At 69.7% G+C, this 23,767-nt stretch carries 15 protein-coding genes and 3 pseudogenes; 15 read left to right on the forward strand and 3 right to left on the reverse strand.

What is annotated here, in order from left to right; all coding sequences use genetic code 11:
* Positions 1-95 precede the first annotated feature (95 nt).
* On the reverse strand, positions 96-2,294 hold the full coding sequence (locus AB0M73_RS21530) for a tetratricopeptide repeat protein (protein WP_363892944.1): 2,199 nt from the start codon (positions 2,292-2,294) through the stop codon (positions 96-98).
* 83 nt (positions 2,295-2,377) lie between these two features.
* Between AB0M73_RS21530 and AB0M73_RS21535 the strand changes: the two genes are divergently transcribed.
* The 12 genes and pseudogenes from AB0M73_RS21535 to AB0M73_RS21590 all read left to right on the forward strand — a co-directional run bounded on the left by AB0M73_RS21535 (position 2,378) and on the right by AB0M73_RS21590 (position 18,538).
* A complete protein-coding gene (locus AB0M73_RS21535) occupies positions 2,378-3,547 on the forward strand; it encodes an ROK family protein (protein WP_363892946.1) in 1,170 nt (389 codons plus the stop codon).
* 49 nt (positions 3,548-3,596) lie between these two features.
* Positions 3,597-5,015, forward strand: coding sequence for an aldehyde dehydrogenase family protein (locus tag AB0M73_RS21540; protein WP_363892948.1), 1,419 nt, complete (start codon positions 3,597-3,599; stop codon positions 5,013-5,015).
* A complete protein-coding gene (locus AB0M73_RS21545; RefSeq protein WP_363892950.1) occupies positions 5,012-5,662 on the forward strand; it encodes a ThuA domain-containing protein in 651 nt (216 codons plus the stop codon). The genes AB0M73_RS21540 and AB0M73_RS21545 overlap by 4 nt, the downstream gene beginning before the upstream one ends.
* A gap of 40 nt (positions 5,663-5,702) precedes the next feature.
* Positions 5,703-6,998: an extracellular solute-binding protein gene (locus AB0M73_RS21550; RefSeq protein ID WP_363892952.1), complete on the forward strand. Its 1,296-nt coding sequence runs from the start codon at positions 5,703-5,705 to the stop codon at positions 6,996-6,998.
* The gene (locus tag AB0M73_RS21555) at positions 6,998-7,867 is read left to right on the forward strand and encodes a sugar ABC transporter permease (protein WP_363892955.1); all 870 of its coding nucleotides are present in this window, start codon (positions 6,998-7,000) and stop codon (positions 7,865-7,867) included. The genes AB0M73_RS21550 and AB0M73_RS21555 overlap by 1 nt, the downstream gene beginning before the upstream one ends.
* Positions 7,864-8,700 (forward strand): carbohydrate ABC transporter permease, encoded by an 837-nt coding sequence (locus AB0M73_RS21560; protein ID WP_363892957.1) that lies wholly within the window; start codon positions 7,864-7,866, stop codon positions 8,698-8,700. The genes AB0M73_RS21555 and AB0M73_RS21560 overlap by 4 nt, the downstream gene beginning before the upstream one ends.
* Before the next feature lie 9 nt (positions 8,701-8,709).
* The gene (locus AB0M73_RS21565; RefSeq protein ID WP_363892959.1) at positions 8,710-10,437 is read left to right on the forward strand and encodes a helicase-associated domain-containing protein; all 1,728 of its coding nucleotides are present in this window, start codon (positions 8,710-8,712) and stop codon (positions 10,435-10,437) included.
* The gene (locus tag AB0M73_RS21570; protein ID WP_363892961.1) at positions 10,434-11,360 is read left to right on the forward strand and encodes an endonuclease/exonuclease/phosphatase family protein; all 927 of its coding nucleotides are present in this window, start codon (positions 10,434-10,436) and stop codon (positions 11,358-11,360) included. Before AB0M73_RS21565 ends, AB0M73_RS21570 begins: the two co-directional genes overlap by 4 nt.
* Positions 11,361-11,432: 72 nt before the next feature.
* A pseudogene (locus AB0M73_RS21575) lies at positions 11,433-12,845 on the forward strand (ATP-binding protein); the annotation flags it as partial.
* Positions 12,822-14,291, forward strand: a pseudogene (locus AB0M73_RS21580) (DNA topoisomerase); the annotation flags it as partial. The pseudogenes AB0M73_RS21575 and AB0M73_RS21580, both read left to right, overlap by 24 nt.
* Positions 14,292-14,297: 6 nt before the next feature.
* Positions 14,298-14,936 (forward strand): annotated as a pseudogene (locus AB0M73_RS21585) (toprim domain-containing protein); the annotation flags it as partial.
* 35 nt (positions 14,937-14,971) lie between these two features.
* Positions 14,972-18,538 (forward strand): DNA topoisomerase (ATP-hydrolyzing), encoded by a 3,567-nt coding sequence (locus tag AB0M73_RS21590; RefSeq protein WP_363892963.1) that lies wholly within the window; start codon positions 14,972-14,974, stop codon positions 18,536-18,538.
* Positions 18,539-18,618: 80 nt separating this feature from the next.
* On the opposite strand, the gene AB0M73_RS21595 is transcribed toward AB0M73_RS21590, so the two are convergent.
* The gene (locus tag AB0M73_RS21595; protein ID WP_363892965.1) at positions 18,619-19,803 is read right to left on the reverse strand and encodes an FAD-dependent monooxygenase; all 1,185 of its coding nucleotides are present in this window, start codon (positions 19,801-19,803) and stop codon (positions 18,619-18,621) included.
* On the reverse strand, positions 19,800-20,393 hold the full coding sequence (locus AB0M73_RS21600) for a PadR family transcriptional regulator (RefSeq protein WP_363892967.1): 594 nt from the start codon (positions 20,391-20,393) through the stop codon (positions 19,800-19,802). Before AB0M73_RS21600 ends, AB0M73_RS21595 begins: the two co-directional genes overlap by 4 nt.
* A 193-nt stretch (positions 20,394-20,586) precedes the next feature.
* Here AB0M73_RS21600 and lysA point away from each other — a divergent pair, with 193 nt between their 5' ends.
* The 3 genes from lysA (at position 20,587) to AB0M73_RS21615 (ending at position 23,753) form a co-directional block, all read left to right on the forward strand.
* Entirely contained in the window at positions 20,587-21,924 is a 1,338-nt protein-coding gene (lysA, locus tag AB0M73_RS21605) for a diaminopimelate decarboxylase (RefSeq protein WP_363892969.1), read from the forward strand.
* A gap of 74 nt (positions 21,925-21,998) precedes the next feature.
* Entirely contained in the window at positions 21,999-22,583 is a 585-nt protein-coding gene (locus tag AB0M73_RS21610; protein ID WP_363892971.1) for a macro domain-containing protein, read from the forward strand.
* A gap of 795 nt (positions 22,584-23,378) precedes the next feature.
* On the forward strand, positions 23,379-23,753 hold the full coding sequence (locus AB0M73_RS21615) for a hypothetical protein (protein WP_363892973.1): 375 nt from the start codon (positions 23,379-23,381) through the stop codon (positions 23,751-23,753).
* The last annotated feature ends 14 nt before the right edge of the window (positions 23,754-23,767 follow it).

Here is a 23,767-nt window from a genome sequence, read left to right on the forward strand (position 1 = left end):
CGCCGCCCGGGAGATCTACCCACGCCTGATGGCCGATCTAGCCGCGCTGCCCACCCTCCAAACGGCTTGACAGACCATAGGAGCATCTCGCGGGGTTACGTGAGGTGGGCTCGGAGGTCGGCGGCCTGGGTGGCCTCGTCTTCGCCGCGGGCCTCCAGGATGGCGAGGGCCTGGGTCCAGGCCTGGCGGGCCTCGGACGGGCGGCCGACGTCGGAGAGGAGCTGGGCGTAGGAGCGGAGGGCGGCGACCTCGGCGATGGCGTCGCCGGCCTGGCGGGCGGCGTTGGTGGCCCCGACGAAGTCGGCCAGGGCGGCGTCGAAGGAGCCCAGGGTCTGGTGGACCTCGGCGGAGCGGGTGAGCATCTGGGCGACGCCGGGCAGGCTGCCCAGCGACGTCATCAACGAGGCGGCCTCACCGAAGGCCACGAGGGCGGCGTCGTACGAGCCGAGGGCGGCCTGCATGTTGCCGAGCACCCCGAGCAGCAGGGCCCGCCCCTCGGAGTTGGCGGTCTCGGCGAACAGCTCGACGGCCGATTCCGAGAAGTCCTTGGCTTCGGCGATCTCCCCCAGGTCGATGGCCAACAACGCCGACCCCGCCAGCGACCACGCCAGCCCGGGCCGGTCCCCGCAGCGCTCCCGCAGCGACCGGCCGAGCGCGTAGTACCGGGCGGCGTCGCCGTAGGAGCCGATCCGCCGGTAGCCCTCGGCGAGGTTGGTGGCGACCCACCCATGGGCGTAGTCGTTGCCCTCGGACGCCTCCAGGGCGAGCTTGTGGCTGGCGATCCAGGCGCCCCACGGCTGGGCCAGCAGCAGATAACTCCACAGCTCCAGCGGCAGATGCCAGGCCACCTCCCGCTGCCCGTGGCGAAGCGCCAGCCGCAGCACGGGAATCACGTTCGGCAGCTCCGCCTTGCACCACGCCAGGGCGTCCTGTTCGGATTCGAACGAAGGCGGCTCCACCCCCGCCAGCACGGGCGCGATCTCCAACCAGTTGTCCCGGTACGGCGCGATCAGCTGCCCGGCGACGGAATACCCGTGCAGGTACCAACTGGCCAGCCGGGCCACCGCGGCATCGGCCTCCGGGTCGGAAAAGGCCAGCTCAGCGGCGTAGTCGGCGACGAGGTCGTGGAACCGCCAGTGCCCACGCCGAGGGTTGTGGATCAGGTGCGCCCCGGCCAACCGGTCCAAGGCCCGGCGGGCGGCGCCGACCCGGACGCCGGCCAGCGCCGCGGCGGCGGCGACGCTGAGATATGGCCCCCGGTGCAGCCCGAGCAGCCGAAACATCCGGGCCGTGTCGGCGTCCAGCCGCCCATACGACCACGAGATGATCGTCCGCGCCGGCGTGGCGTCGGCGACGTCCAGGGCGTCCAGCCGGGAACTGTCCAGCTCCAGCAGCAGGTCGTCCAGCTCCGAAGACACCACCCGCTCGGCGGCGATCCGCAAGGCCAGCGGCAGATGGCCACAGCGCCGGGCCAGCTCCTCCAACGCCCCGTCCGACACAACGCCCCGGTTGCCGATGATCGTCGACAGCAGACGCACCGACTCGGCGGAGTCCATCGGCGCGACGGTGATCCGCGCGGCCCCGGTGCGCATGGCCAGCCCCGACAGCCGGTCCCGGCTGGTGATCACCACCGCGCACCCGCCGGCCCCCGGCAGCAGGTGCAGCAGCTGGTCAGAATCCGAGGCGTTGTCCAGTACGAGCAGCGTCCGCGTCGGGGCCAGCGCCGACCGCAGCAGGCTGGCCCGCTGCTCCAGCCGCGCCGGGAGGTTCTCCACCCCGAGCGACGTCAGCAGCTCCTCCAGCACGTCCAGCGGCTCGGCCGGGTCATGGGAGGAATGCCCCCGCAGGTCGGTGTAGAGCTGCCCGCCGGGATAGTCGTGCGCGATCGAATGGGCGAACCGCAGGGCCAGGGCGGTCTTGCCGGCCCCGGGCGGCCCGTCGATGGTCACCACGATCGGGTCACCCGTTTCGGCGAACTCGCGCACGGCGGCGGCCAGCGCGGCGAGCTCGGCATCTCGGCCGACGAACCGGGCCGGGGCGGCCGGCAGCTGGGCCGGCGAGCGGGGCAGGGCCCGCCGGGCCAGATGGATCAACTGCCCCTCGGCCCCGAGCGCACTGTCCAGTGCACGTGCATGCTGCTCGGTCGGCCGGCGGCGGCCGTTCTCCAGCCGGGACAGCAGCGACTTGTCGTAGCGGACCACGGCGGCGAGGTCGGTCAACGACCAGCCCAGCGCCTCGCGGCGGGTGCGCACGGCGTGGCCGAAGCCCTCGCCGATGTGCTCCCGGGTGGTCATTGGTCCACTCTCCCGCATTGTTCGGTTGCGCCCAACAGGTGCGATGTGAACGCTATCGGCGAGAAGTTTGGCAAGATCCCACTGTGCCAGCGAAACAGACCACCCGTGAGCTGCGCCGACGCAACCGGTCGGCGCTGCTGTCGCGGCTGTATCTCCAGGGCCGGGGCAGCAGGCTCGAACTGGTCGACTCGTCCGGGCTGAGCTCGTCGACGGTGAGCAACGTGATCTCCGACCTCATCGCCGACGGCGTGGTCGAGGAGGCGGGCTCGGCCGAGTCCGAGGGCGGCCGCCCGCGCACGGTGCTCCAGGTCCGGCGGGACTACGGCCACGTGATCGGCGTCGACATCGGGGAGACGCACATCGAGGTGGGCCTGTTCGACTGCGCGCTGAACACGGTGGCGACGGCGACCTACCCGATGGACGGCAACCTGGAGCCTTCGCACGTCGCGGAGCTGATCCTGGCCGGCATCGCCGAGGTCAGCACGTCCCCGGTGTCGATTCTGGGCGTCGGCATCGGCGTGCCGGGGTCGGTGGACGGCGACGAGCTGGTGCACGCCCCCACGTTCGGGTGGCGGGGTGTGCCGCTGGTCAAGATGCTCGCCGACGGCGTGAGCGCTCCCCTGTACGTCGACAACTGCGCCCGCACGCTGGGCCAGGCCGAGATGTGGCGGGGCGCCGGCCGGGGCTCGACGCGGGCGGTGATCGCGCTGCTCGGCGTGGGCGTCGGGGCGGCCCTGGCCGTGGAATCCGACTCCTACCAGGGCGTTTCCAGCTCCACCACGGAGTGGGGCCACACGGTCGTGCACGCCGGCGGGCTGCCCTGCCGCTGCGGCTCGTGTGGCTGTCTGGAGGCGTACATCGGGGCCGAGGGCATCCTGGACCGCTATCTGGCGCTGCCCGGCAGCGAGCCCTTCACGGCGCAGGACACCGAGGCCCGGATGCGGGAGCTGGCGGAGCGGGCGGAGCGGCCGGGGCCGGCGGCCGAGACCTTGGCCGTCACGGCCGAGTACCTGGGCATCGGCATCGCCAACCTGACGAACCTGGTGACGCCGGACCGGGTGGTGCTCTCGGGCTGGGTGAGCCTGTCCATCGGGCACACGATCCTGGAGGCGGTGCAGGACGCGGCCTCCCGGCACACGCTGAGCTACCTGCGCGACGGCACGCGGGTCGAGTTGGGCCAGCTCGGCCCGGAGGCGGTCGCGCTGGGCGCGGCCACGCTGCCGGTGATGCGCTTCCTGGCCAACGGGGGCTGACCCGGAACTGACTATTGACCCCTCGTTCGTCCGCGACTTACCTTAAGACATGGATAAAGTCGCGGACGGGCTGCTCTACGTCGGTGGATCCTTCTGTGCCGCGGAGTCAGGCAGAACCGCGCCGGTGTACGAGAAGGCGACGGGCGCCCAGATCGGCAGCTACGCCCTGGGCACCGCCGTCGACGTGAACCGGGCCGTCGAGGCCGCCCGCGCCGCGCAGCCCGCCTGGGCCGCGCTGGCCGGCGCCGAACGCGCCGCCTACCTGCGCAAGTTCGCCGACTACCTCCAGGCCAACTTCGAGGACCTGGTCGAGCAGAGCATTCGCGAGACCGGCGGCGTCCGCTACAAGGCCGAGGACGAGGTCGGCACGAGCATCCGCCAGCTGGCCATCTCGGCCGTGCAGGCCACGCAGACCGCGGGCGACATCCTCCAGCCGTACAAGGCCGGCAAGCTGACCCTGTCCCGGGCGGTGCCGCTGGGCGTGGTCGGCCTGATCACGCCGTGGAACTACCCCATGAACCTGGCCATGCGGGCGGTCGCGCCGTCGCTGGCCTTCGGCAACACGGTGGTGCTCAAGCCGGCCGAGCTGACGCCGTTCATCGGCGGCCTCGTGCTGGCCCAGGCGGCCGACGCCGCCGGCTTCCCGCCCGGCGTGTTCAACGTCGTCACGGGCGACGGCCTGGACGCCGGCAAGGCGCTGTCCGAGCACCGCGGCCTGGACCTGATGGACTTCACCGGCTCCCGCGAGGTGGGACTGGAGATCGCCGCCGCGGCGGCCGTCGACCTGCGCAACATCCGCCTGGAACTGGGCGGCAGCAACGCTTTTGTCGTGCTGGACGACGCCGATGTCGAGCTGGCCGCATCCTGCGCGATGATCGCCTCGTACGAGTTCCAGGGCCAGACCTGCATCAGCGCCAGCCGGCACATCGTGCAGCGCGCCGTGGCCGACGCCTACCTGGAAGCCTTGGTGGCCCGGGCTTCCAAGCTGCGGGTCGGCGACCCGATGGACCCGGAGACCGACCTCGGCCCGCTGATCAGCGAACGCCAGCGCGACCGGGTGCACCACAAGATCGTGCAGCCGTCGATCGACATGGGCGCGAAGGTGTTGACCGGCGCGGAGTACGACGGCCTGTTCTACCGGCCGACGGTGCTGACCGACGTCACCCCGGACATGCCGGCGTTCAGCGAGGAGATCTTCGGCCCGGTCGTGCCCGTCACGGTCGTGGACACCGAGGAAGAGGCCATCGCGATCACCAATGGCCTGCCGATGCTGATGAACTCCGTGTTCTCCAAGGACATCGTGCGCGGCATGGACGTGGCCGAGCAGCTCCAGGCCGGCGAGGTGCACGTCAACGACGCGCACGCCCGGCACGGCGCGGAGAACCAGATGCCCGGCTTCACCAAGCGCCAGTGGATCGGCGTGCAGCGCACGCCGCTGTCCATTCCGGACTGGGCGGGCCGCCGGTGAAAAAAGCGCTGGTGGTGCGCGGCGGCTGGGAAGGACACAGTCCGGTCCAGGCGACCGACATGTTCATTCCCGGCCTCACCGACGCCGGCTTCGACGTGGAGATCGCCGAGGATCTGGACGTCTACACCGATGCCGCGAAGCTGGCCGCCACCGACCTGATCGTGCAGTGCTGGTCGATGGGCAGGCTGACGCCGGAGCAGTGCGAGGGCCTGGTGTCGGCCGTGCGCGCCGGCACCGGCTTCGCCGGCTGGCACGGCGGTGTGGTGGCCACGTTCCAGGACAGCCCGGACTATCTGCGGATGGTCGGCGGCGTGTTCCTCTACCACCCGCCGCAGTTCCTGGACTACGAGGTGCGGATGGAGCGGGCGCAGGCGGACCATCCGATCGTGGCCGGCCTGCCGGACTTCACCGTCCACACCGAGCAGTACTGGATGCTCGGCGACGCGCTGAACACGGTCCTGGCCACCACCGAGTTCGGGCCGCCGGAGCAGCCCGTGACGATGCCGGTGGCCTGGACGAGGAACTGGGGCGCGGGCAGGATCTTCTTCTCCGCGATCGGGCATCGCACCGAGGACCTGTGGGATCCGGCGGTGTACACATTGACCCATCGCGGTCTGGTCTGGGCGAGCCGACAGGTAGTTCAGTGAGCCGACAGGCAGTACAAAGAGACTGAGCGGAGACAGGGCTATGCGGAGTCAGTGGCGACTCGCCGGCGCTTTGGTTGCCGGCGCTCTGCTTGTGACCGGGTGCGGCAGTGGTGGCGGAAGCGACCAGCAGGCCGCGGGCGGGAAGGTCGACCTGACCTTCTGGGACTGGGATCCCAACATGGACAAGGTGGTGGACATCTGGAACCAGGCCCACCCCGACATCCACGTCACACTGTCCAATCCGGCCGGTGGCGACCAGCTCGTCAGCAAGATGATCACCGCGCACGAGGCCGGAAACGGCCCGGATATCGCCAAGGTGGAGTACCAGTCGCTGCCGGCGCTGGTGGCCAAGGGCGTGGTCGCCGACATCACGCAGTACACCGGCGACGCCGCCAAGGACTTCGACGCCACCACGTTGAAGGCGACCAGGTTCGAGGACAAGGTCTACGGCGTGCCGCAGGACGTGGCGCCGCTGATGTTGTTCTACCGCACCGACATCTTCGACCAGAACGGTCTGAAGGTGCCGACCACGTGGGACGAGTTCAAGCAGACCGCGCAGCAGCTGCACGACAAGGCCCCGTCGGTCGCCATGACCAACTTCGACGCCGCCGACCCGGGCTGGATCACCGGCCTGATGCAGCAGGGCGGCGCGGACTGGTGGTCGGCCAGCGGCGCCACGTGGAAGGTCGCCATCAACAGCGCCCAGTCCAAGAAGGTCGCCGACTACTGGCAGGGCCTGGTCACCGCCGGCACCGTGGCCAAGAACCCGTCGTTCTCGCCGCAGTGGAACAAGCAGATGAACGAGGGCCAGCTCGCCACCTGGATCTCCGGCGCCTGGGCCCCGGCGCAGCTGGGCGGCATCGCCCCCAACACCAAGGGCAAGTGGGCGGTGGCGCCGTTGCCGGCGTGGACCGCGGGTGACAAGACCACCGGCATCTGGGGCGGCTCGGCCACCACGGTGACCGCCGACTCCAAGCACGCCGCGCAGGCCGCGCAGTTCGCGGCGTGGCTCAACACCGACGACAAGGCCGTCACCGCGCAGATCCAGAACATCAACGTCTACCCGGCGGCCACCTCCGGGCGCTCGCTGCCGATCCTGTCCTCGCCGCCGGCCTTCTTCCCCAACCAGGCCAACTACTACGACCTGGTCAAGCAGGCGGCGCCGAGCTCGCGCAGCTTCTCCATGTGGGGTCCGAACGTGACGGTCACCTTCAGCGGCTACACCGACAAGTTCGGGGCCGCGCTGCAGAACAACACCTCGTTCTCCACGGCGCTGGACGACATCCAGAACGCGACCGTGGCGGACATGAAGAAGCTCGGGTTCACGGTCAGCTGATGGCCGCGCGCAACCGGGCCAAGCTGCCCTACCTGCTCGTCCTCCCGGCAGTCACGCTGCTGGCGCTGTTCGTGGTGGCGCCGGGCGTCTACGCCCTCGTGCTGAGTTTCCAGGCGCGCAAGGTCGTCGGCGGGCTGCTGGGAGGCGGCAGCAAGCTGGTCTTCGTCGGCCTGGACAACTACGGCCTGGCGCTGGCCGATCCGGAGCTGTGGTCGAGCATCGTGCGCATGCTGTTGGTGGCGCTGCTGTTCATCCCGGCCACGGTCGGCTTCGCGCTGCTGTTCGCCCTGCTGCTGGACGTGCCGCGGGTCAAGCTGGCCCGCAGCACCCGGCTGGCGATCTTCCTGCCGTACGCGGTGCCGGGTGTGATCGCCTCGCTCATGTGGGGCTTCATGTACCTGCCGGCGACCAGCCCGATCGGCGGCGACCACGTCGACTTCTTCGGCTCCACCACGGTGTTCTTCTCGGTGGCCAACGTCGCGGTGTGGGGCTCGGTCGGCTTCAACATGATCGTCATCTTCACGGCGCTGCGGGCCCTGCCGTCCGAGTTGTACGAGGCGGCCCGCATCGACGGCTGCTCCGAGCTGCGGATGGCCTTGCGCATCAAGGTTCCGCTGGTGCTGCCGGCCATCGCCATGTGCGCCTTGTTCACGGCGCTGGCCTCGCTCCAGCTGTTCAACGAGCCCAACACCTTGCGGCCGCTGTCCAACGCCATCTCCTCGACGTGGGTGCCGCTGATGAAGATCTACCAGGACGCCTTCGTCGACTCCGACGTGAACAAGGCGGCGGCCACCTCGGTGCTGTTCGTGATCGCGGCGCTGGCCGTGTCGTTCGTGGCTTCCCGCACGGTGTCGAGGGTGAACCGGTGACTACACGGATCCGGCTGCTGCCGAGCGCCGCCCTGCTGCTGGGCGCGGTCTACTGCATCGTCCCGACGCTGTGGATCCTGATCGCGTCCACCAAGTCCAGGACGGACCTGTTCTCGACGGCAACTTATCTGCCGTCGTTCAGCGACGGCATCTGGCGCAACATCGTGGACCTGTCGACCTATCAGGGCGGCATCTTCTGGCACTGGATGCTCAACAGCTTCGGCTACGCCCTGATCGGCGGCGTCCTGGCCTCGCTGGTGTCGGCCGCCTGCGGCTACGCGATCGCGCTGTACGAGTTCCACGGCCGCAGGACCGTGTTCAACGTGATCCTGGCCTGCGTGCTGCTGCCGCAGATCGTGCTGGCCATCCCGCAGTACCTGCTGCTGTCCAACGTGGGCCTGACCGACAGCTATCTCGGGGTGTTGCTGCCGCAGCTGTTCAACCCGTACGGCATCTACCTGTGCCGGATCTACGCCGCTTCCTCGGTGCCGCAGTCGCTGCTGGAGGCCGGCCGAATTGACGGGGCGTCAGAGTGGAAGCTGTTCCATTCGGTGGGGCTGCGTCTGATGGGGCCCGGCCTGATCACCGTGTTCCTGTTGCAGTTCATCGCCATCTGGAACAACTTCCTGCTGCCGTTCGTGATGGTGAACTCGGACGACAAGTTCCCGCTCACGGTCGGCCTGTACAGCCTGCTGCGGCACGGGGCGGCCGAGGCGTCGCTGTACTCGCTGGTGATCACCGGCACCCTGCTGTCGGTGCTGCCGGTGATCGCGCTGTTCCTTTCGTTGCAACGCTACTGGCGGCTCGACCTGGTGACCGGCGCGCTCAAGTAGGTTGGCCGGGTGGAGTTCGACGAGTACCTGGCCGGTCTGGGCGAGTCGGCGCTGGCCGCGCTGCTCCGGGCCCGGCCGGACGTGCTCGTCGAGCCCGTGCCACGCGGCTTCGCCCAGCTGGCGCAGCGCCTGTCCAGCGCGTCGTCGCTGGTCGCGGTGTTGCAGACGCTGAACCGGGACCAGCTGGTGGCCGGCGAGGCCATCACCGCCGGCCGGCAGCACGAGCTCGACCGGGGGCTGTTCCGGACGGTGCTGCCCCAGCTCAAGGCCCTGGGCCTGGTCTGGGGCACGGACCTGCGCCTGCCGCCGCTGCTGGCCCATCACTGGTCTCAGGACCAGGGACACGGCACCGAGCTGACGGGTCCGCCCGCGCTGCCCTCGACCAGCGCGGATGCCGACACGTTGGGCCGAGCGGCCCAAGCGGCCGCGGCGGCCGTGCTCGACGGCGTCACATCGCTGCTGGACAAGGCAACCTCCCGGCCGATCACGGCGTTGCAGAAGGGTGGCATCGGATCCAGGGAACTGTCCCGGCTGGCCCGCGAACTCGCGGCCGAGCCGGGATCGGTCGCGCTGTGGCTCGACGTCGCCGGCGCGTCCGGACTGCTGGGGACGGTCGACGAGGGCTTCGCGCCCACCACGGACTACTCGCGGTGGCGGGAAAGCGGTCCGGCCCGGCGGTGGTCGCAGCTCGCCGTGGCGTGGTATTCGCGGCCCGAGGGCGGCCCGGTGCGCCACGCCCTGCTGACGGCGGCGGCCGGCGGCGTGTCGGTCAAGGCCGTCGCCGCGCAGATCGACTGGTTCTGCCCCAGCCGGGGCGACCAGGACGTCGACGCGGCACGGCGGGAGGCGGAGCTGCTGGGCGCGGTGGCCGCCGACACCCTCACCGAGCTGGGCAAATTCCTCATCGGCCGTCTCGATGAGGTGGTGCTGCCCGAACCGGCCGACGGCGTGATCATCCAGTCCGATCTCACGGCCGTGGTGACCGGCACGGCGCCGGCGGCGATCGCGGCCGCTGCCGTGCGCGAGGCCGGGGCGGTGTGGCGGTTCACCGCGGCCAGCGTCCGATCCGCGTTGGACGCCGGCTGGCTGGCGGCAGACCTGCTGCGGGAGTTGGGGCCCGTGCCGCAGCCGCTGGAATACCTGATCAACGACGTGGACCGGCGGCACGGGCACGTCCGCGTGCGGGAAGTCCGCTGCTGCGTGACGACCGACGAGGCGACAGCGGCCGAGATCGCGCATCGGCTGCCCGGCTTCACCTTGCTGGCCCCGACCGTGCTGTCCAGTTCGGACAGTCCCGCGAACGTGTTGGCGCTGCTACGAAAGGCCGGCTACGCACCGATCGGTGAGAGCCCGGCCGGCGCGGTTGTGGTGGAGCGCAAGGCCGAACACCGCGCCGTGCCGACCGCGCCGGCGGACCGGGACACCCTCGGCGCCGACGAACTGGCCGCCCGACTGGTCGCCGAGCCGCACGTCCCGATCGAGGGCGGTCCCACCTTCGACCGCCTCACCCGGCAGAATCGGACCTTGAGCCAGGTCGAGCTGGCGCTGCTGGCCGACGCGATCGACCGCGAGGGGGACGTGGTGATCGGATACCGGGACCGCACCGGCAACCGCACGGTACGCCGCATTCGTCCGGAACAACTGCTGACCGGCTGGCTGGACTCGTGGTGCTACCTGCGCGAGGAGGAGCGGGAGTTCGCCGTGGCCAACATCGAGTCGGTCGAGGCCGCCCGGTGACCGTCGGACGCAGAGTGGCGCTGATCGCCTGCGCCGTGGTGCTGGCCGGCATCGCCGTGCTCGCCGTCACCCGCGTCTTCGGCCTCGACGACGGCACCTACCTGGCCGTCCCGATCGCGCTGCTGCCCTACGCCGGGTTGCTCACCGCCGCCCTGCTGGTGACGCTGCTGGCCATTCGCGGCCGGTGGCTGACCGTGGCCGCGGCGGCGCTGCTCGTGCTGCAGATCGCCTGGTTCGTGCCGCGTTTCGTGCGCGACCACCAGCCCGTGCCGGACGGCGCCCCGCGCATCCGGGTCGGCACCGTCAACACCCATCGCGGCCAGGTCGACCCGAAGGCCCTGGTGGCGCTGGCCCGCTCCCAGAACCTCGACGTGCTGGTCGCCGAGGAGCTGGACGCGCCGGCGATCACGGCGCTGGACGCCGCCGGCATGGACCGGCTCATGCCGTTCCGGGAACTGCACCCGGAGAACGACACCTCCATCTTCACCAGGCTGCCGATCGTGCGCGGCGGGCCCGCCGACCTGCCCACCACCTGGCCGCAGACCCAGGTCACCGTGAGCGTGTTGGGTCACGAGATCCCGATAACGGGCGTGCACACGTACTATCCTGTCGGAGGTCCGGGGCTCTGGGCCCAGGACATGTCGGCGCTGCGGGCCGCGGCCGGCCGGGACGCGATCGTGCTCGGCGACTTCAACGCCACCGTCGATCACTCGCCGCTGCGTTCGCTGCTGGCGGCCGGGTTGATCGACACGCACGCCGAGCTGGGCCGGGGCTGGGCGCCGACGTGGCCGGCGGACTTCCCGCTGGTCCAGATCGACCACGTGCTGCACGGTCCCGGGCTGGCCGCGGTGTCCGCGAGCGAACACCTGCTGCCGGGCACGGATCACCGGGCGGTCGTGGCCGAACTGGCGCTGCTGGACTGAGTTGTCAGGGCCGGGGGCTACCCTCGGCGTTGTTTGGGCATTGGGCTAGAGACGATCTGGGAGAAAGACCCTGTGACCGCTGAGACTCTTTACGGGGCCGACGACCTGACGCACCTGGAGGGTCTTGAGGCGGTCCGCAAGCGGCCCGGCATGTACATCGGGTCCACCGACAGCCGGGGCATCAACCACCTGTTCACCGAGGTGGTCGACAACTCGACCGACGAGGGCATCGGCGGCTTCGCCACGCGGATCGTGGTCACCCTGCACGCCGACGGCAGCGTCCAGGTCGACGACGACGGCCGCGGCATCCCCACCGGGGTGCACGCCAAGTCCGGCCTGTCCGGCGTCGAGCTGGTGCTGACCCGGCTGCACGCCGGCGGCAAGTTCGGCGGCTCCGGCTACAAGACCTCCGGCGGCCTGCACGGCGTCGGCGCGTCCGCGGTCAACGCCCTGTCGCACCGCTTCGACGTCACCGTGAAGCAGCTCGGCAAGGTGCACCAGATGTCCTTCGCCCACGGCGTGCCCGGCGTGTTCGACGCGCCCGGCCCCAAGGCGAAGTTCACCCAGCAGTCCGGCCTCCAGGTCACCGGCAAGATGAAGCGCGGCGAGTCCAGCGGCACGTCCATCCGGTACTGGTACGACACGCGGTACTTCGAGAACGGCGCCGCGCTGGACGTCGAAGCCGTGCGGGCCAAGCTGCGCAACACCGCTTTCCTCGTGCCGGGCGTGACCTACGTGCTGCGCGACGCCACCGACGGCGCCATCGTCGAGGAGTCGTTCCACTACCCGCACGGGCTCTCGGACATGGTCGACTTCCTGTCCCCGTCCGGCGAGAAACCCGTCTCCGGCACGCTGTTGGTCAACGGCGAGGGCACCTACTTCGAGAACGCCGCCGACGAGAACGGCGTCATGCGGTCCAAAGTGGAGCGTGTCGCCGAGGTCGAGGTGGCGCTGCGCTGGGGCACCGGCTACGAGCGCACCGTGGAGTGCTTCACCAACACCATCCGCAACATGCACGGCGGCACCCACCGCCGCGGCTTCGACCGCGCCGTCACCAAGGCCGTGCAGGACGCCATCTCCAAGACCCGCGGGCTGCTCAAGCCCAAGGAGGACATGCCGACGCTGGAGGACGTGCTGGAGGGCATGACCGCCGTCATCCACGTCCGCATCCCCGAGCCGCAGTTCACCTCGCAGACCAAGGACGAGCTGTCCACCGCCGGCATCACCAAGGTGATCCAGGGCGTCGTCGAGCGGCACGTCAAGGCGTGGACCGAGGACAAGCGCACCAAGACCGAGGCCAAGACCGTCCTGCAGAAGGTGGTCGACGCCGCGCGCGTTCGGCTCACCCAGAAGCACCAGAAGGACGCCGCCCGGCGCAAGACCGCGCTGGAGGGCGCGGCCATGCCGCCCAAGCTGGTCGACTGCCGCACCACCGGCGTCGCCCGCAGCGAGCTGTTCCTCGTGGAGGGCGACTCCGCCCTCGGCTGTTTCACCGGCGACACGATGGTCGCCCTGGCTTCGGGCAAGAGTCTGTCGTTCGCCGACCTGACCGCCGACTGGGCCAAGGGCATCACGCACTTCGGCTACACAACCAACAAAGCCGGCCGCGTGGTCGTCGCGCCGCTCGTCGAACCGCGTCTGACCAAACGAGCCGCGCCGTTGGTCCGAGTGACCCTCGACAACGGCGAGTCGGTCCGCTGCACGCCCGATCACCTGTTCCGGCTCCGTGACGGCTCGTACCGGCGGGCCGACCAGCTGGCCGCCGGCGACTCGCTGATGCCGCTGTACCGGTCGTTGTCGTCGAAGGCGGCCGGGGACAAGTTGGACGGCTACGAGCGTGTCTGGATGAACGACCGCGATGAGTGGGTGCATACCCACTACCTCGCTGACAGCTACAACCTCCGCCACGGACTCGACAGCACCGACAACGGCAACGTGCGCCACCACGTCGACGTGAACAAGCGCAACAATGATCCACGCAATATTCGCCGGATGACCTGGGAAGGCCATGCCGCACTGCACGCGGCGATGATGGGTGACCATGTGCACGAGGGTTACCGGGCCTGGTTGTCGGCCGGCGGCCTCGAGTTCAAGTCCGCGATGCTGTCCGCTCAGTGGCAGGACCCCGAGTTCCGCGCGGCGTGCCTGACCCGGCTGGCCGAGCTCAACGCCGACCCGGCCTTCCGCGAACGGATCGAGCAGGGTTTCCAGGACTGGTACGCCGCACTGACCGCCGACGAGAAGGCGACGTACGCCGAACAGATGCGCCAGCGTCAGGCCGAGTACTGGGCGTACCCCGAACATCGCGCAGCCGCCGCCGAGCGAGTGCGTGCCTTCTTCGCCGACCCGGCCCGCCGCGCCGAATGGAGCGAGCGGTCTCGTGTCCAGTGGGCCGACGAAGATCTGCGAGCATGGCGATCGCTCGCGACGACGGAGCAGTTCTCCGACCCCGCCGAGCGTGAGCGTCAACGCGCCGCCGTCGTCGCATGGCACGAGCAGAATCCCGATTTCGGCCGCCAGCACTCGGCCTATATGAAGGAACGCCTCAACGATCCGAGTAACGGCCATCTGGCGAAGGTGCAAGAGGGCCGGGCCCGCTACGTGGCAACTGTGCCGCGTGTCGAGCGGGTGGCACAACAGAACGAGGGCAGGCGCATCGCGGCGTTGAAACGCGTTGCGGAGCTGGCTTCGGTCCCGGACGCGGAACTGGCCGACGCCTACAACGAGATGCGTATGCGCGTCGCCCGCACCGGCCTCCGTTTCGACCGGCTGCTCGAAGCCTACGACGGCGAGATCGGACGGCTGCGCGAAGCAGCGTCCCTGGTCAATCACCACGTCTTGACTGTGGAGCCGCTGCCCGAAACAGCCGACGTCTACGACCTGACCGTGGACGGCTATCACAACTTCGCCCTCGATGCGGGTGTGTTCGTCCACAACAGCGCGCGAATGGCCCGGGTGTCGGAGTACCAAGCACTTCTGCCGCTGCGGGGCAAGATTCTCAACGTGCAGAAGGCCAATCTGGCCGACACCCTGCGCAACGCCGAGATCGCCTCCATCGTGCAGGTGCTCGGCGCCGGCACCGGCCGCACCTTCGACCTGCCGGCCATGCGCTACGGCCGGGTGATCCTGATGGCCGACGCCGACGTCGACGGCTCGCACATCCGCACCCTGCTGATCACCCTGTTCGCCAAGTACATGCGGCCCGTGATCGAGGACGGCCGGCTGTACGCCGCCATGCCGCCCCTGCACAAGCTCACCACCAAGGGACGCAACAGCGAGACCATCTTCACCTTCACCCAGCGGGAGATGGAGACCAAGCTCTCCGAGCTGGAGAAGGCCGGCAAGCAGGTTGTCACCCCCGTGCCCCGGTTCAAGGGCCTCGGCGAGATGGACGCCGACGAGCTCTGGCACACCACCATGAACCCGGCCACCCGCTCCGTTCGTCGGATCACGCTCACCGACGTCGAGGCCGCCGAGCAGACGCTGGAGCTGCTGATGGGCGAGAAGGTCGAGCCGCGCCGCAACTGGCTCGTCGACGCGGCCGGCCGCGTCGACCAGGCCGCGATCGACATCTGACCGGTCCGCTTCTCAGCTAGGAGAACAGGCAAGACATGGCACGCCGCAGCAAGGGCACCGTGACCAAGGTGGACCCGTCGGCCTTCGACCGCGCCGGCGCCACCGTGCTGGACATCCCGGTCACCAACGAGATCGAGGACTCCTACCTGGAGTACGCCTACTCGGTCATCCACTCCCGCGCGCTGCCCGACGCGCGCGACGGTCTCAAGCCCGTGCACCGCCGCATCCTGTACTCCATGCACGAGCAGGGTTACCGGCCCACGCACGCCTACGTGAAGTCCTCCCGCGTGGTCGGCGACTGCTTCGTGCGTGGCACGCTCGTGTCCACGCCGACGGGGTTGCGCCGCATCGAGGACATCGAGGTCGGCGAGCAGGTGCTGGACGCCGCCGGCGTCTCGGTGCCGGTGGTCGCCGCCTACGAGAACCCGGTCTCCGAGCTGGTCCGGATCACGTGGTCCAACGGGCACAGCATGGTCGTGACGCCCGGCCAACGTTTCCGCACCGTCGCCGAGGACCTGACCGTCGAGTGGACGGACGCGCGGGACCTGGCCGGCCGGCAGACGCTCGGCTACGGCCGCGGCCGGTCGGCGAACGAGCCGACCGGCGGCGACGCGTACAGCTACGTGCTCGGTCTGCTCGTCGCCGAGGGCTTCCCGGTGGACCGCGCCCGCGAGGCGGACGGCCGCGTGCGTATCCACATGTGCGATCCGGAGCCGATCGACGTCGCCCATGGCTGGGCAATTGAAGGCGGCCTGAATGTCTCGCGCGGCAAGCGCGTCGCGAAGAACCCCCGGCATCGGGACCAGCACGTCCTTACTTTCGCTCGGCATGACGGCCTAGTGGAAGCCACTACTCCGCTCAGCAACAACAAGGTCGTGCCGGCGAGCGTGCTGGCCGACCGGTCGCTGTGGGCGTCCTTCCTCGCCGGGCTGTACGACGGCGATGGATACGTACGCAAGCGCAACCGCGAGATCGTCTACGTCAGCACCAGCGAAGGCCTGGTCCGTCAGGTCTACTCGATGCTCGCCGACATGGGCATCCACGGCCACCACTGGTCCCAACCGAAGCCGACCGGACATCCGACGCTGTTCGGCCTGTCCGTCTCTGGCAGCGACGCTGCTGTGTTCGCCCGGTTCCTGCTGCGCTGGTCAAAGATCGGCTGCAAGCGGGACGACCTGTGGCGTCTCACGGCGCAGGCCGACGGCTGGCCGGACAAACTGCGCCGGATCGGCTCGCCGTTGGCCGACCGGCTCGACGACCTCGCCGGTTTTTCCTTCCTCACGGTCGAATCCGTGGCGCCGGTGGACTCCGACACCACCTTCGACATCCAGGTCGGCAGCGACGAGCACGCCTTCGTGACCGAGGGCTTCGTCGTGCACAACTGCATGGGCAAGTACCACCCGCACGGCGACCTGGCCATTTACGACGCCATGGTGCGCATGGCCCAGGACTTCTCTCTGAACGCGCCGCTGATCGACGGGCACGGTAACTTCGGCAGCCCAGATGATGGACCGGCCGCCTCGCGGTACACCGAGGCCCGGATGTCCAACGAGGCCATGCTGTTGGTGGGCGAGCTGGGCGAGGACACGGTCGACTTCCGGCCCAACTACGACGGGTCGCTGGAGGAGCCGTCGGTGATGCCGGCGGCGTTCCCGAACCTGTTGGTCAACGGCACGTCGGGGATCGCGGTGGGCATGGCCACCAACATGATCCCGCACAACCTGGGCGAGGTCGTGGCGGCGGCGCGGTGGCTGATCAGCCACCCGGACGCCTCGCTGGACAAGCTGATGGAGTTCGTGCCGGGGCCGGACCTGCCGACCGGCGGCATGCTGCTGGGCCTGGACGAGGTGCGCAAGGCGTACGAGACGGGCCGCGGCGTGGTGCGGATGCGGGCCAGGGCCGAGACGGGGCCGCTGGAGGGCAGCCGGGGCCGGCAGGCGATCACGGTGACCGAGCTGCCGTACGGCGTCGGCCCGGAGAAGATCATCGAGAAGATCACCGACGAGGTGAACAAGTCCAAGCGCCTCACCGGCATCGCCGACGTCAAGGACCTGACCGACCGGGAGAACGGCACCCGGCTGGTGATCGAGTGCAAGGTCGGCGTGAACCCGCAGGCGCTGCTGGCCGACCTGTACCGGCTGACGCCGCTGGAGCAGTCCTTCGGCATCAACAACCTGGTGCTGGTCGACGGGCAGCCGCAGACGCTGGGCCTCAAGGCGCTGCTGGAGGTGTTCCTCAAGCACCGCTACGAGGTCGTCACCCGGCGGACCCGCTACCGCAAGCGCAAGCGCGAGGAGCGGTTGCACCTGGTCGAGGGTCTGCTCAAGGCGCTGCTGGACATCGACAAGGTGATCCGGCTGATCCGCAACAGCGACAACGCCCAGGCCGCCCGTGACGGCCTGATGAAGCAGTTCAGGTTGTCGGAGATCCAGGCCTCGTACATCCTGGACACGCCGCTGCGCCGGCTGACCAAGTACGACAAGATCGAACTGGAGTCGGAGCAGGAGAAGCTGGCCGGCGAGATCGCCGAGCTGGCCAAGATCCTGGACGACCCGGCGGTGCTGCGCAAGGTCGTGTCGACCGAGCTGGCCAAGGTGACCAAGGACGTCACCTGGGAGCGTCGAACCGCGCTGATCGACGGCGACCTCAAGGAGGTGCTGGCGGCGTCCAAGCCGGCCGGCCCCTTGGAGGTGGCCGACGACCCGTGTCAGGTTCTGTTGTCCGCCACGGGTTTGGTGGCCCGCACGGCCGCCGAGTCGGAGGAGGCGTCGGAGGCACGGCGGCGTAACGGCCGGGCCCGCAACGACGCCGTCGCCGCCGTGGTGCACACCACCGCCCGTGGGCAGATCCTGGTCGTCACCAGCAAGGGCCGCGCGTTCAAGACGGATGTGCTGCCGCTGCCGGTGTTGCCCGAGCAGGTCGGCACCGTGTCGCTGAGCGGCGGCATGGCGGCCAGCGAGCTCGTGCCGCTGGACAAGGGCGAACGGGTCGTCACCATCGCGCCGCTGACCGACACCGAGTCGCCGGGTCTGGCCATGGGCACCGCGCAGGGCGTGGTCAAGGTGTGCTCACCGGAGTGGCCCGTGCGGTCCGACGAGTTCGAGGTGATCAGCCTGAAGGACGGCGACGAGATCGTCGGCGCCACCTGGCTTTCCGACGGCGCCGAGACCCTGGTCTTCGTCTCGTCCGACTCGTCTTTGCTGCGCTACGAGGCTTCGCTGGTTCGGCCGCAGGGTCTCAAGGGCGGCGGCATGGCCGGCATCAAGCTCGCCGGCGACGCCCACACCGTGTTCTTCGCCGCCGTCCGCACCGACGACGAGGAGCACGGCGAGCCCATGGTCGTCACCGCCACCGGCAACTCCGTCAAGGTCACGCCGTTCGCCGAGTACCCGCCCAAGGGCCGGGCCACCGGCGGCGTGCGTTCGCACCGCTTCCTCAAGGGTGAGGCTGGTCTGCGTCTGGCCTGGATCGGTTCCCGCCCGGCCGGCTCCACCGACACCGGCTCGTCGGTCGAGCTGCCCGAGGTGGACATCCGCCGCGACGGCTCCGGCCACCCGCACCCGGGCCCGGACGTCGTGGGCCACCTGATCGAGCGGGGATAGTTGTTGGGAGCGCGCCGGTTTCGCACCGGCGCGCCCCCATCCTCGGCCGACCGGTCGACCGAGCCCCTCCCCCGGGCTTCCTAGGCGGACACCTTCCCGTCCCAGTCGATGCGGTGGCGGTGCAGCCAGCCGAACATCTTCTCCGGCTTCATGAACAGCTTCATCGCGATCGGCGCCAGCACGCCGATCACCGCCTGGCCGATGCGGCCGTTCACCTTGTCCTGGTTGGTCTTCTCGCCCTGCTCGGCGACCTTCTCCACGCGGGCCCGGCGCAGCTTCTCGTACGCCTCGAACGCCTGCGGCACGGGCAGGTCGCGCAGGCAGCGGGCCAGCTCGATGGCGCTCTCGATGGACATCGAGGCGCCCTGGCCGGTGCTGTTGGACGGCACGTGCGCGGCGTCGCCGACGAGCACGATGCGGTCGGTGTGCCAGCGTGGCGCGCTGGGCATGATGTGCATGCCGCCCAGCACGACCATGCCGTCCGGGGTGGCCTTGGCCAGGATGCCGTGCGCCGGGTAGTCGTCGCCGTAGAGCTCGCGCATGCGGCGCAGCCATTCCTCCGCGCCGATGGCCCGCGCCTCGGCCCCGGTCATCGGCTCGTGGCTGGGCACGTTGGTGAACCAGCCGGTGTCACCCTCGGCCGTGAGGGCGTAGCCGAGAAATCCTCGCTTGCCCTGGGCGAAGTAGAACTCGCCCTCGGCCAGGCCGAAGTCGTTGCCCGGCACGGAGCCGCCGAAGCCGAGCAGGCCGGTGTAGCGCGGCCCCGGGGCGTTCGGGTCGATCAGCTTGCGGACCGTCGAGTGCACGCCGTCCGCGCCGAGCAGCACGTCGCCGGTGGCGGTGCTGCCGTCGGCGAAGTGGGCCGTGACGCCGTCGGCGGTCTCGGCGACGTCCACCAGCCGCTTGCCGTGATGGATCTTGATGCCGGCCTCGACGGCCCGCTCGGCCAGCAGTGCGCACAGGTCCGACCGCATCGCCAGCTGGCTCGGGTTGTCCGCGTCCAGCTCGTCGAACGCGCCGAACCGCTTGCCCCGGCCGTCGGTCATCACCATGCGCTGGTTGGGCCGTCCGATGGCCCGCAGATCGGCGTCCAGCCCGAGGATGCCGAGCGCGTTGACGCCGTTCGGCGCGATCATGAGCCAGCCGCCGGCGTTGCCGGCGTTCTGTTCGTACGCCTCGAAGATCTCGGCCTCGATGCCGGCCTTGCGCAGCGCGAGCGCCGCGACCGGACCGGTGATGCCGCCCCCGATGATCAGTGCTTTCATGTCGTCCCCCTGAAGTATTCCTGCCACATCCGGTCGTACTGCGGGTCCCGCAGCCGTTCGGCCAGGCTCGCCACGTAACCGCGCTCCGCCTCGCGCATCGCGAGCCGGTACTCCTCCTCGATCAGGAACCACCAGTCCACGCCCTGCTCCCGGGCCTGGCCGATAGAGTCGCCGATCTCCCTCGCCTGGGCCGTCAGCGTTTCCAGCCGCCGGCCCAGCAGTTCCACCGTCTCCGCCGGCGGCAGCACCACCAGCAGCGACAGCGCCACCCCGAAGCTCGGGTACTCGTGCACCGGCGTGGTGACCAGCTCACGCATCCAGTCGTACAGCTCGGCCCGCCCGGCCTCGGTGACCGCGTACAACGTGCGCTCGGGCCGCTGGGTGTCGCGGACCGTCTCGTGCTCGACGATGAAACCCGCCTTGGTCAGCTGCTCCACCACCATGTAGAGCGAGCCTCGGTTGTACTTGATGTCCCGGTCCTTGCCGTGCTCCTTGAGCCGGCGCCCCATCTCGTAGGGGTGCATGGGCTCGATGAGCAGTTCGGCCAGCACGGCCAGCGCCAGCGGATTGGACACCTTGCGTCGTTTCACCGTCACTCCAATTGGTCAGGACTAACTATCCATGTCTGACTAGTCAGTGTCAACTATGTGGCCCGAGCCACGCGGCCGTCACCATCGCGACAACGTGCCCGCCGACGGCGTCATGACCGCGTACACAACCCTGCCCACCTGCGGTTTCCGGAGTGTTCTTGGGGGCCCAGTCCGATCTGCACCGGAGGACACGATGACCCTCTCCGAGCTGATACCCACGCTGGGTGAGTCACTGCGCGGACGCCTCGAGCCTGGGATCTGGCCGCTGTCCACCGCGCACGGCGTCGACGGCGACCTGCTGCTCGGCGGCGTCCCGCTCACCCAGCTCGCCGCCCGCTTCGGCACGCCCGCCTACCTGCTCGACGAGGCGACCGTGCGGCGGCACTGCCGTGACTACCGGTCCGCGCTGCCCGACGTCGAGATCGCCTACGCCGGCAAGTCCATGACCAGCCGCGGGGTGCTGCGGTGGATCGCCGAGGAGGGTCTCTCGCTCGACGTCTGCTCGGCCGGCGAGCTCGCCGTCGCCCGCTCCATCGCCTTCCCCGCCTCCCGCATCGTCTTCCACGGCAACGTGAAGACCCCCGAGGACCTCAAGGCCGCCATCGGCTACGGCGTCGATCGCATCGTCGTCGACTCCCTCGACGAGATCGAGCAACTCGGCGCGCTGGCCCGGTATCCCCAGAACGTCCTGATCCGGGTCACTCCCGGCGTCGACGCCCACACCCACAAGGCCATCGCCACCGGCGTCGAGGACCAGAAGTTCGGCTTCTCCCTCGCTTCCGGCGCCGCCCTCGACGCCGTCGGCCGCGTGCTGGCCCAGCCCAGCCTTCGTCTCGTCGGCCTGCACTGCCACATCGGCTCCCAGGTCTCTCGCGTCGCCAGCTTCGAGGAGGCCGCCCGCCGCATGGTCGGTTTCCTGGCCGTCCTTCAGATCAGGTACGGGATCACCTTGCCCCAGCTCGATCTCGGCGGCGGCCATGCCGTCCCCTACCGCCCCGGCGACCCTTCCTTCGACCTCCGCGGCTACGCCGACCGTCTCCTCCGTGCCGTCAACTACGAGTGCTCCTCACACCGGCTTCCCTTGCCCCGCCTCACCATCGAGCCCGGCCGCGCCATCGTCGGCTCCGCCGGCGTCACCCTCTACCGCGTCGTCACCGTCAAGCACGGCACTTCTCGCACCTTCGTCGCCGTCGACGGCGGCATGAGCGACAACCCCCGCCCTTCCCTCTACGGCGCCCGCTACTCCGTCCGCCCCGTCGGCCGCCACTTCTCCCCGATCTCCCACCCCGCCACCGTCGTCGGCCGCCACTGCGAGGCCGGCGACGTCCTGGCCGAGGACGTCCCCCTCCCCGCCGACCTCCGCCCCGGCGACCTCCTCGCCGTCCCCTGCACCGGTGCCTACCACCACTCCTTGGCCTCCAACTACAACATGGTCGGCCGCCCACCCGTCGTCTCCGTCCGCGACGGCGCCGCCCGCCTCCTCGTCCGGCGCGAGACCGAGGACGACCTCCTCTCCCGCGACCTCGGCTGACCCTTATGCCTAGGCAGATCCGCCGTCGGCGAATCCCGCTCCCGGCGTCTTTTGCCCCCGGCAGGCTTCCCGCCATGGCCGTCATCGAAGTAGCGCTCGGGGACATCACCGAACAGGCCGTGGACGCCATCGTCACCGCCGCCGACGATTCCTTGCTCGGCGGTGGCGCCGACGGCGCCGTCCACCGCGCCACCGACCCCCGCCTCGCCCAAGCCGGCGGCGCCATCGGGCCCGTGCGACCCCGGCAACGCCATGGCCACCCAGCGTTCGACCTCGCCCCCGTGCGCCACGTCATCTACACCGTCGGCCCCGTCTGGGAGGGCGGCTCCTACGGCGAGCCCGACCTCCTCGCCTCCTGCTACCGCCGCTCCCTCGGCGTCCGCTCCATCGCCTTCCCCGCCGTCGCCACCGACCTTTACGACTTCCCCACCGCCCAGCCCGCCCGCATAGCCCGCGAATCCCTCACCGCCACCCCGACCGCAGTGGAGCTCATCCGCCTGGTGGCGTTCGACGAGGAGACCTACGAGGCGCTGTCCGGCGGCTCGTCCCGATCGGGGCCGCGGTACCGAATCTCGATGCGCGGCGGCAGGACGCGGATGACAACGTCATCGCCGGGGCGCGGTGGTCGCTTGGAGATCACCAGGCGCACCAACATGTAGACGGCGATCACCAAGATCGCGAGGGCGGCGACCAATGGCCAGCCGGACAACCGTTCAAGGGCCTCGACCACGACACAACCAGTTCTGCGACGGTCCCGGGAACCGTCGCCATCAGGTGGGTGCGGTCAGTTGGGGTCGACGTTGATGACAGACCGCCTTCCCGGAGCAGGTCTGTCTGCGGTCACCCGGCGGGTTGCCCCAGCCTCGGACACGGTGGCCAGCACCACGAAAGCTAGCAGGCTGCAGCCTGGACCAGGTGATCGGCTTGGAGCGGGGGATCCGCTGGCTAGCGTGGGTGGCTTCTGTGACTCCTGCGCTTCGGATCGGCCCGCACGCGGTCGACCCGCCGGTGGTGCTCGCGCCAATAACGGGGCTCACCAACACGGCGTCCCGGCAGCTGTGCCGGCAGTACGGGCGGGGCTGTGCGTCTGCGAGATGATCACCAGATGATCGTGGACGAGGATCTGGCCGACCACGTGGACATGAACTTCGGGTCCCCGAAGTCAACACTCTGCCAACCCGATCGAGTAGACCGTCTACCCCAGGCTTGACGGTTGCATCTACCCCAGGCTAGACGTACCCTGTGAAGCGACGGGCACTTGTCAAAACAATCGCAGCGGAGGCTAGGCGCCAGGGCGCGGAGTGGACACTGCTGCGCGAGGGCGCGAACCACAGTGTGTATTCGCTTCGCGGTGTTGTGATCCCGATCCCCCGTCACAGTGAGCTCGGCGAGAACCTCGCCGTGGACATTTTCAAGGAGTGCCAGGACGTGCTCGGGAAGGGATGGTGGCGCAAGTGAGGACCTACCAGGCCGACGTGACCCGTGACGGCAAGTTCTGGCTCATCCGCATAGCAGAACTCAACCGATCGACCCAGGCACTCCGCTACAAGGACGTGCCGGCCATGGCCTCGGAACTCATCGAGATCATGGAAGGGATCGGCAGTGACGACTACGCGCTACACCTGAAGGTACAGCTGCCGGACGCGGTAAAAGATCACCTGGATCGAGCCGAGGTGCTACGCGAAGAGGCACAACGAAAGAACGCCGAAGCCGCCGCGGAGTCTCGCGCGGCGGTGCGGGAACTGCTGGCGCAGGGCATTTCACAGCACGAGGCAGGGAAGGTTCTTGGACTGTCCGTACAGCGGATCAATCAACTCGTGAACTCCTGAGCCGGCCACGCCGA

Origin of the sequence: Kutzneria sp. NPDC051319 (genome assembly GCF_040682195.1) — a bacterium.
Taxonomy (GTDB): domain Bacteria; phylum Actinomycetota; class Actinomycetes; order Mycobacteriales; family Pseudonocardiaceae; genus Kutzneria.

Bases quoted from the DNA above. Each gene is read 5' to 3' on its own strand.
- AB0M73_RS21590 (WP_363892963.1), top strand. From the start codon at position 14,972: ATGGCACGCCGCAGCAAGGGCACCGTGACCAAGGTGGACCCGTCGGCC.
- AB0M73_RS21610 (WP_363892971.1), top strand. From the start codon at position 21,999: ATGGCCGTCATCGAAGTAGCGCTCGGGGACATCACCGAACAGGCCGTG.
- AB0M73_RS21595 (WP_363892965.1), bottom strand. From the start codon at position 19,803: ATGAAAGCACTGATCATCGGGGGCGGCATCACCGGTCCGGTCGCGGCG.
- lysA (WP_363892969.1), top strand. From the start codon at position 20,587: ATGACCCTCTCCGAGCTGATACCCACGCTGGGTGAGTCACTGCGCGGA.
- AB0M73_RS21550 (WP_363892952.1), top strand. From the start codon at position 5,703: ATGCGGAGTCAGTGGCGACTCGCCGGCGCTTTGGTTGCCGGCGCTCTG.
- AB0M73_RS21540 (WP_363892948.1), top strand. From the start codon at position 3,597: ATGGATAAAGTCGCGGACGGGCTGCTCTACGTCGGTGGATCCTTCTGT.
- AB0M73_RS21555 (WP_363892955.1), top strand. From the start codon at position 6,998: ATGGCCGCGCGCAACCGGGCCAAGCTGCCCTACCTGCTCGTCCTCCCG.
- AB0M73_RS21530 (WP_363892944.1), bottom strand. From the start codon at position 2,294: ATGACCACCCGGGAGCACATCGGCGAGGGCTTCGGCCACGCCGTGCGC.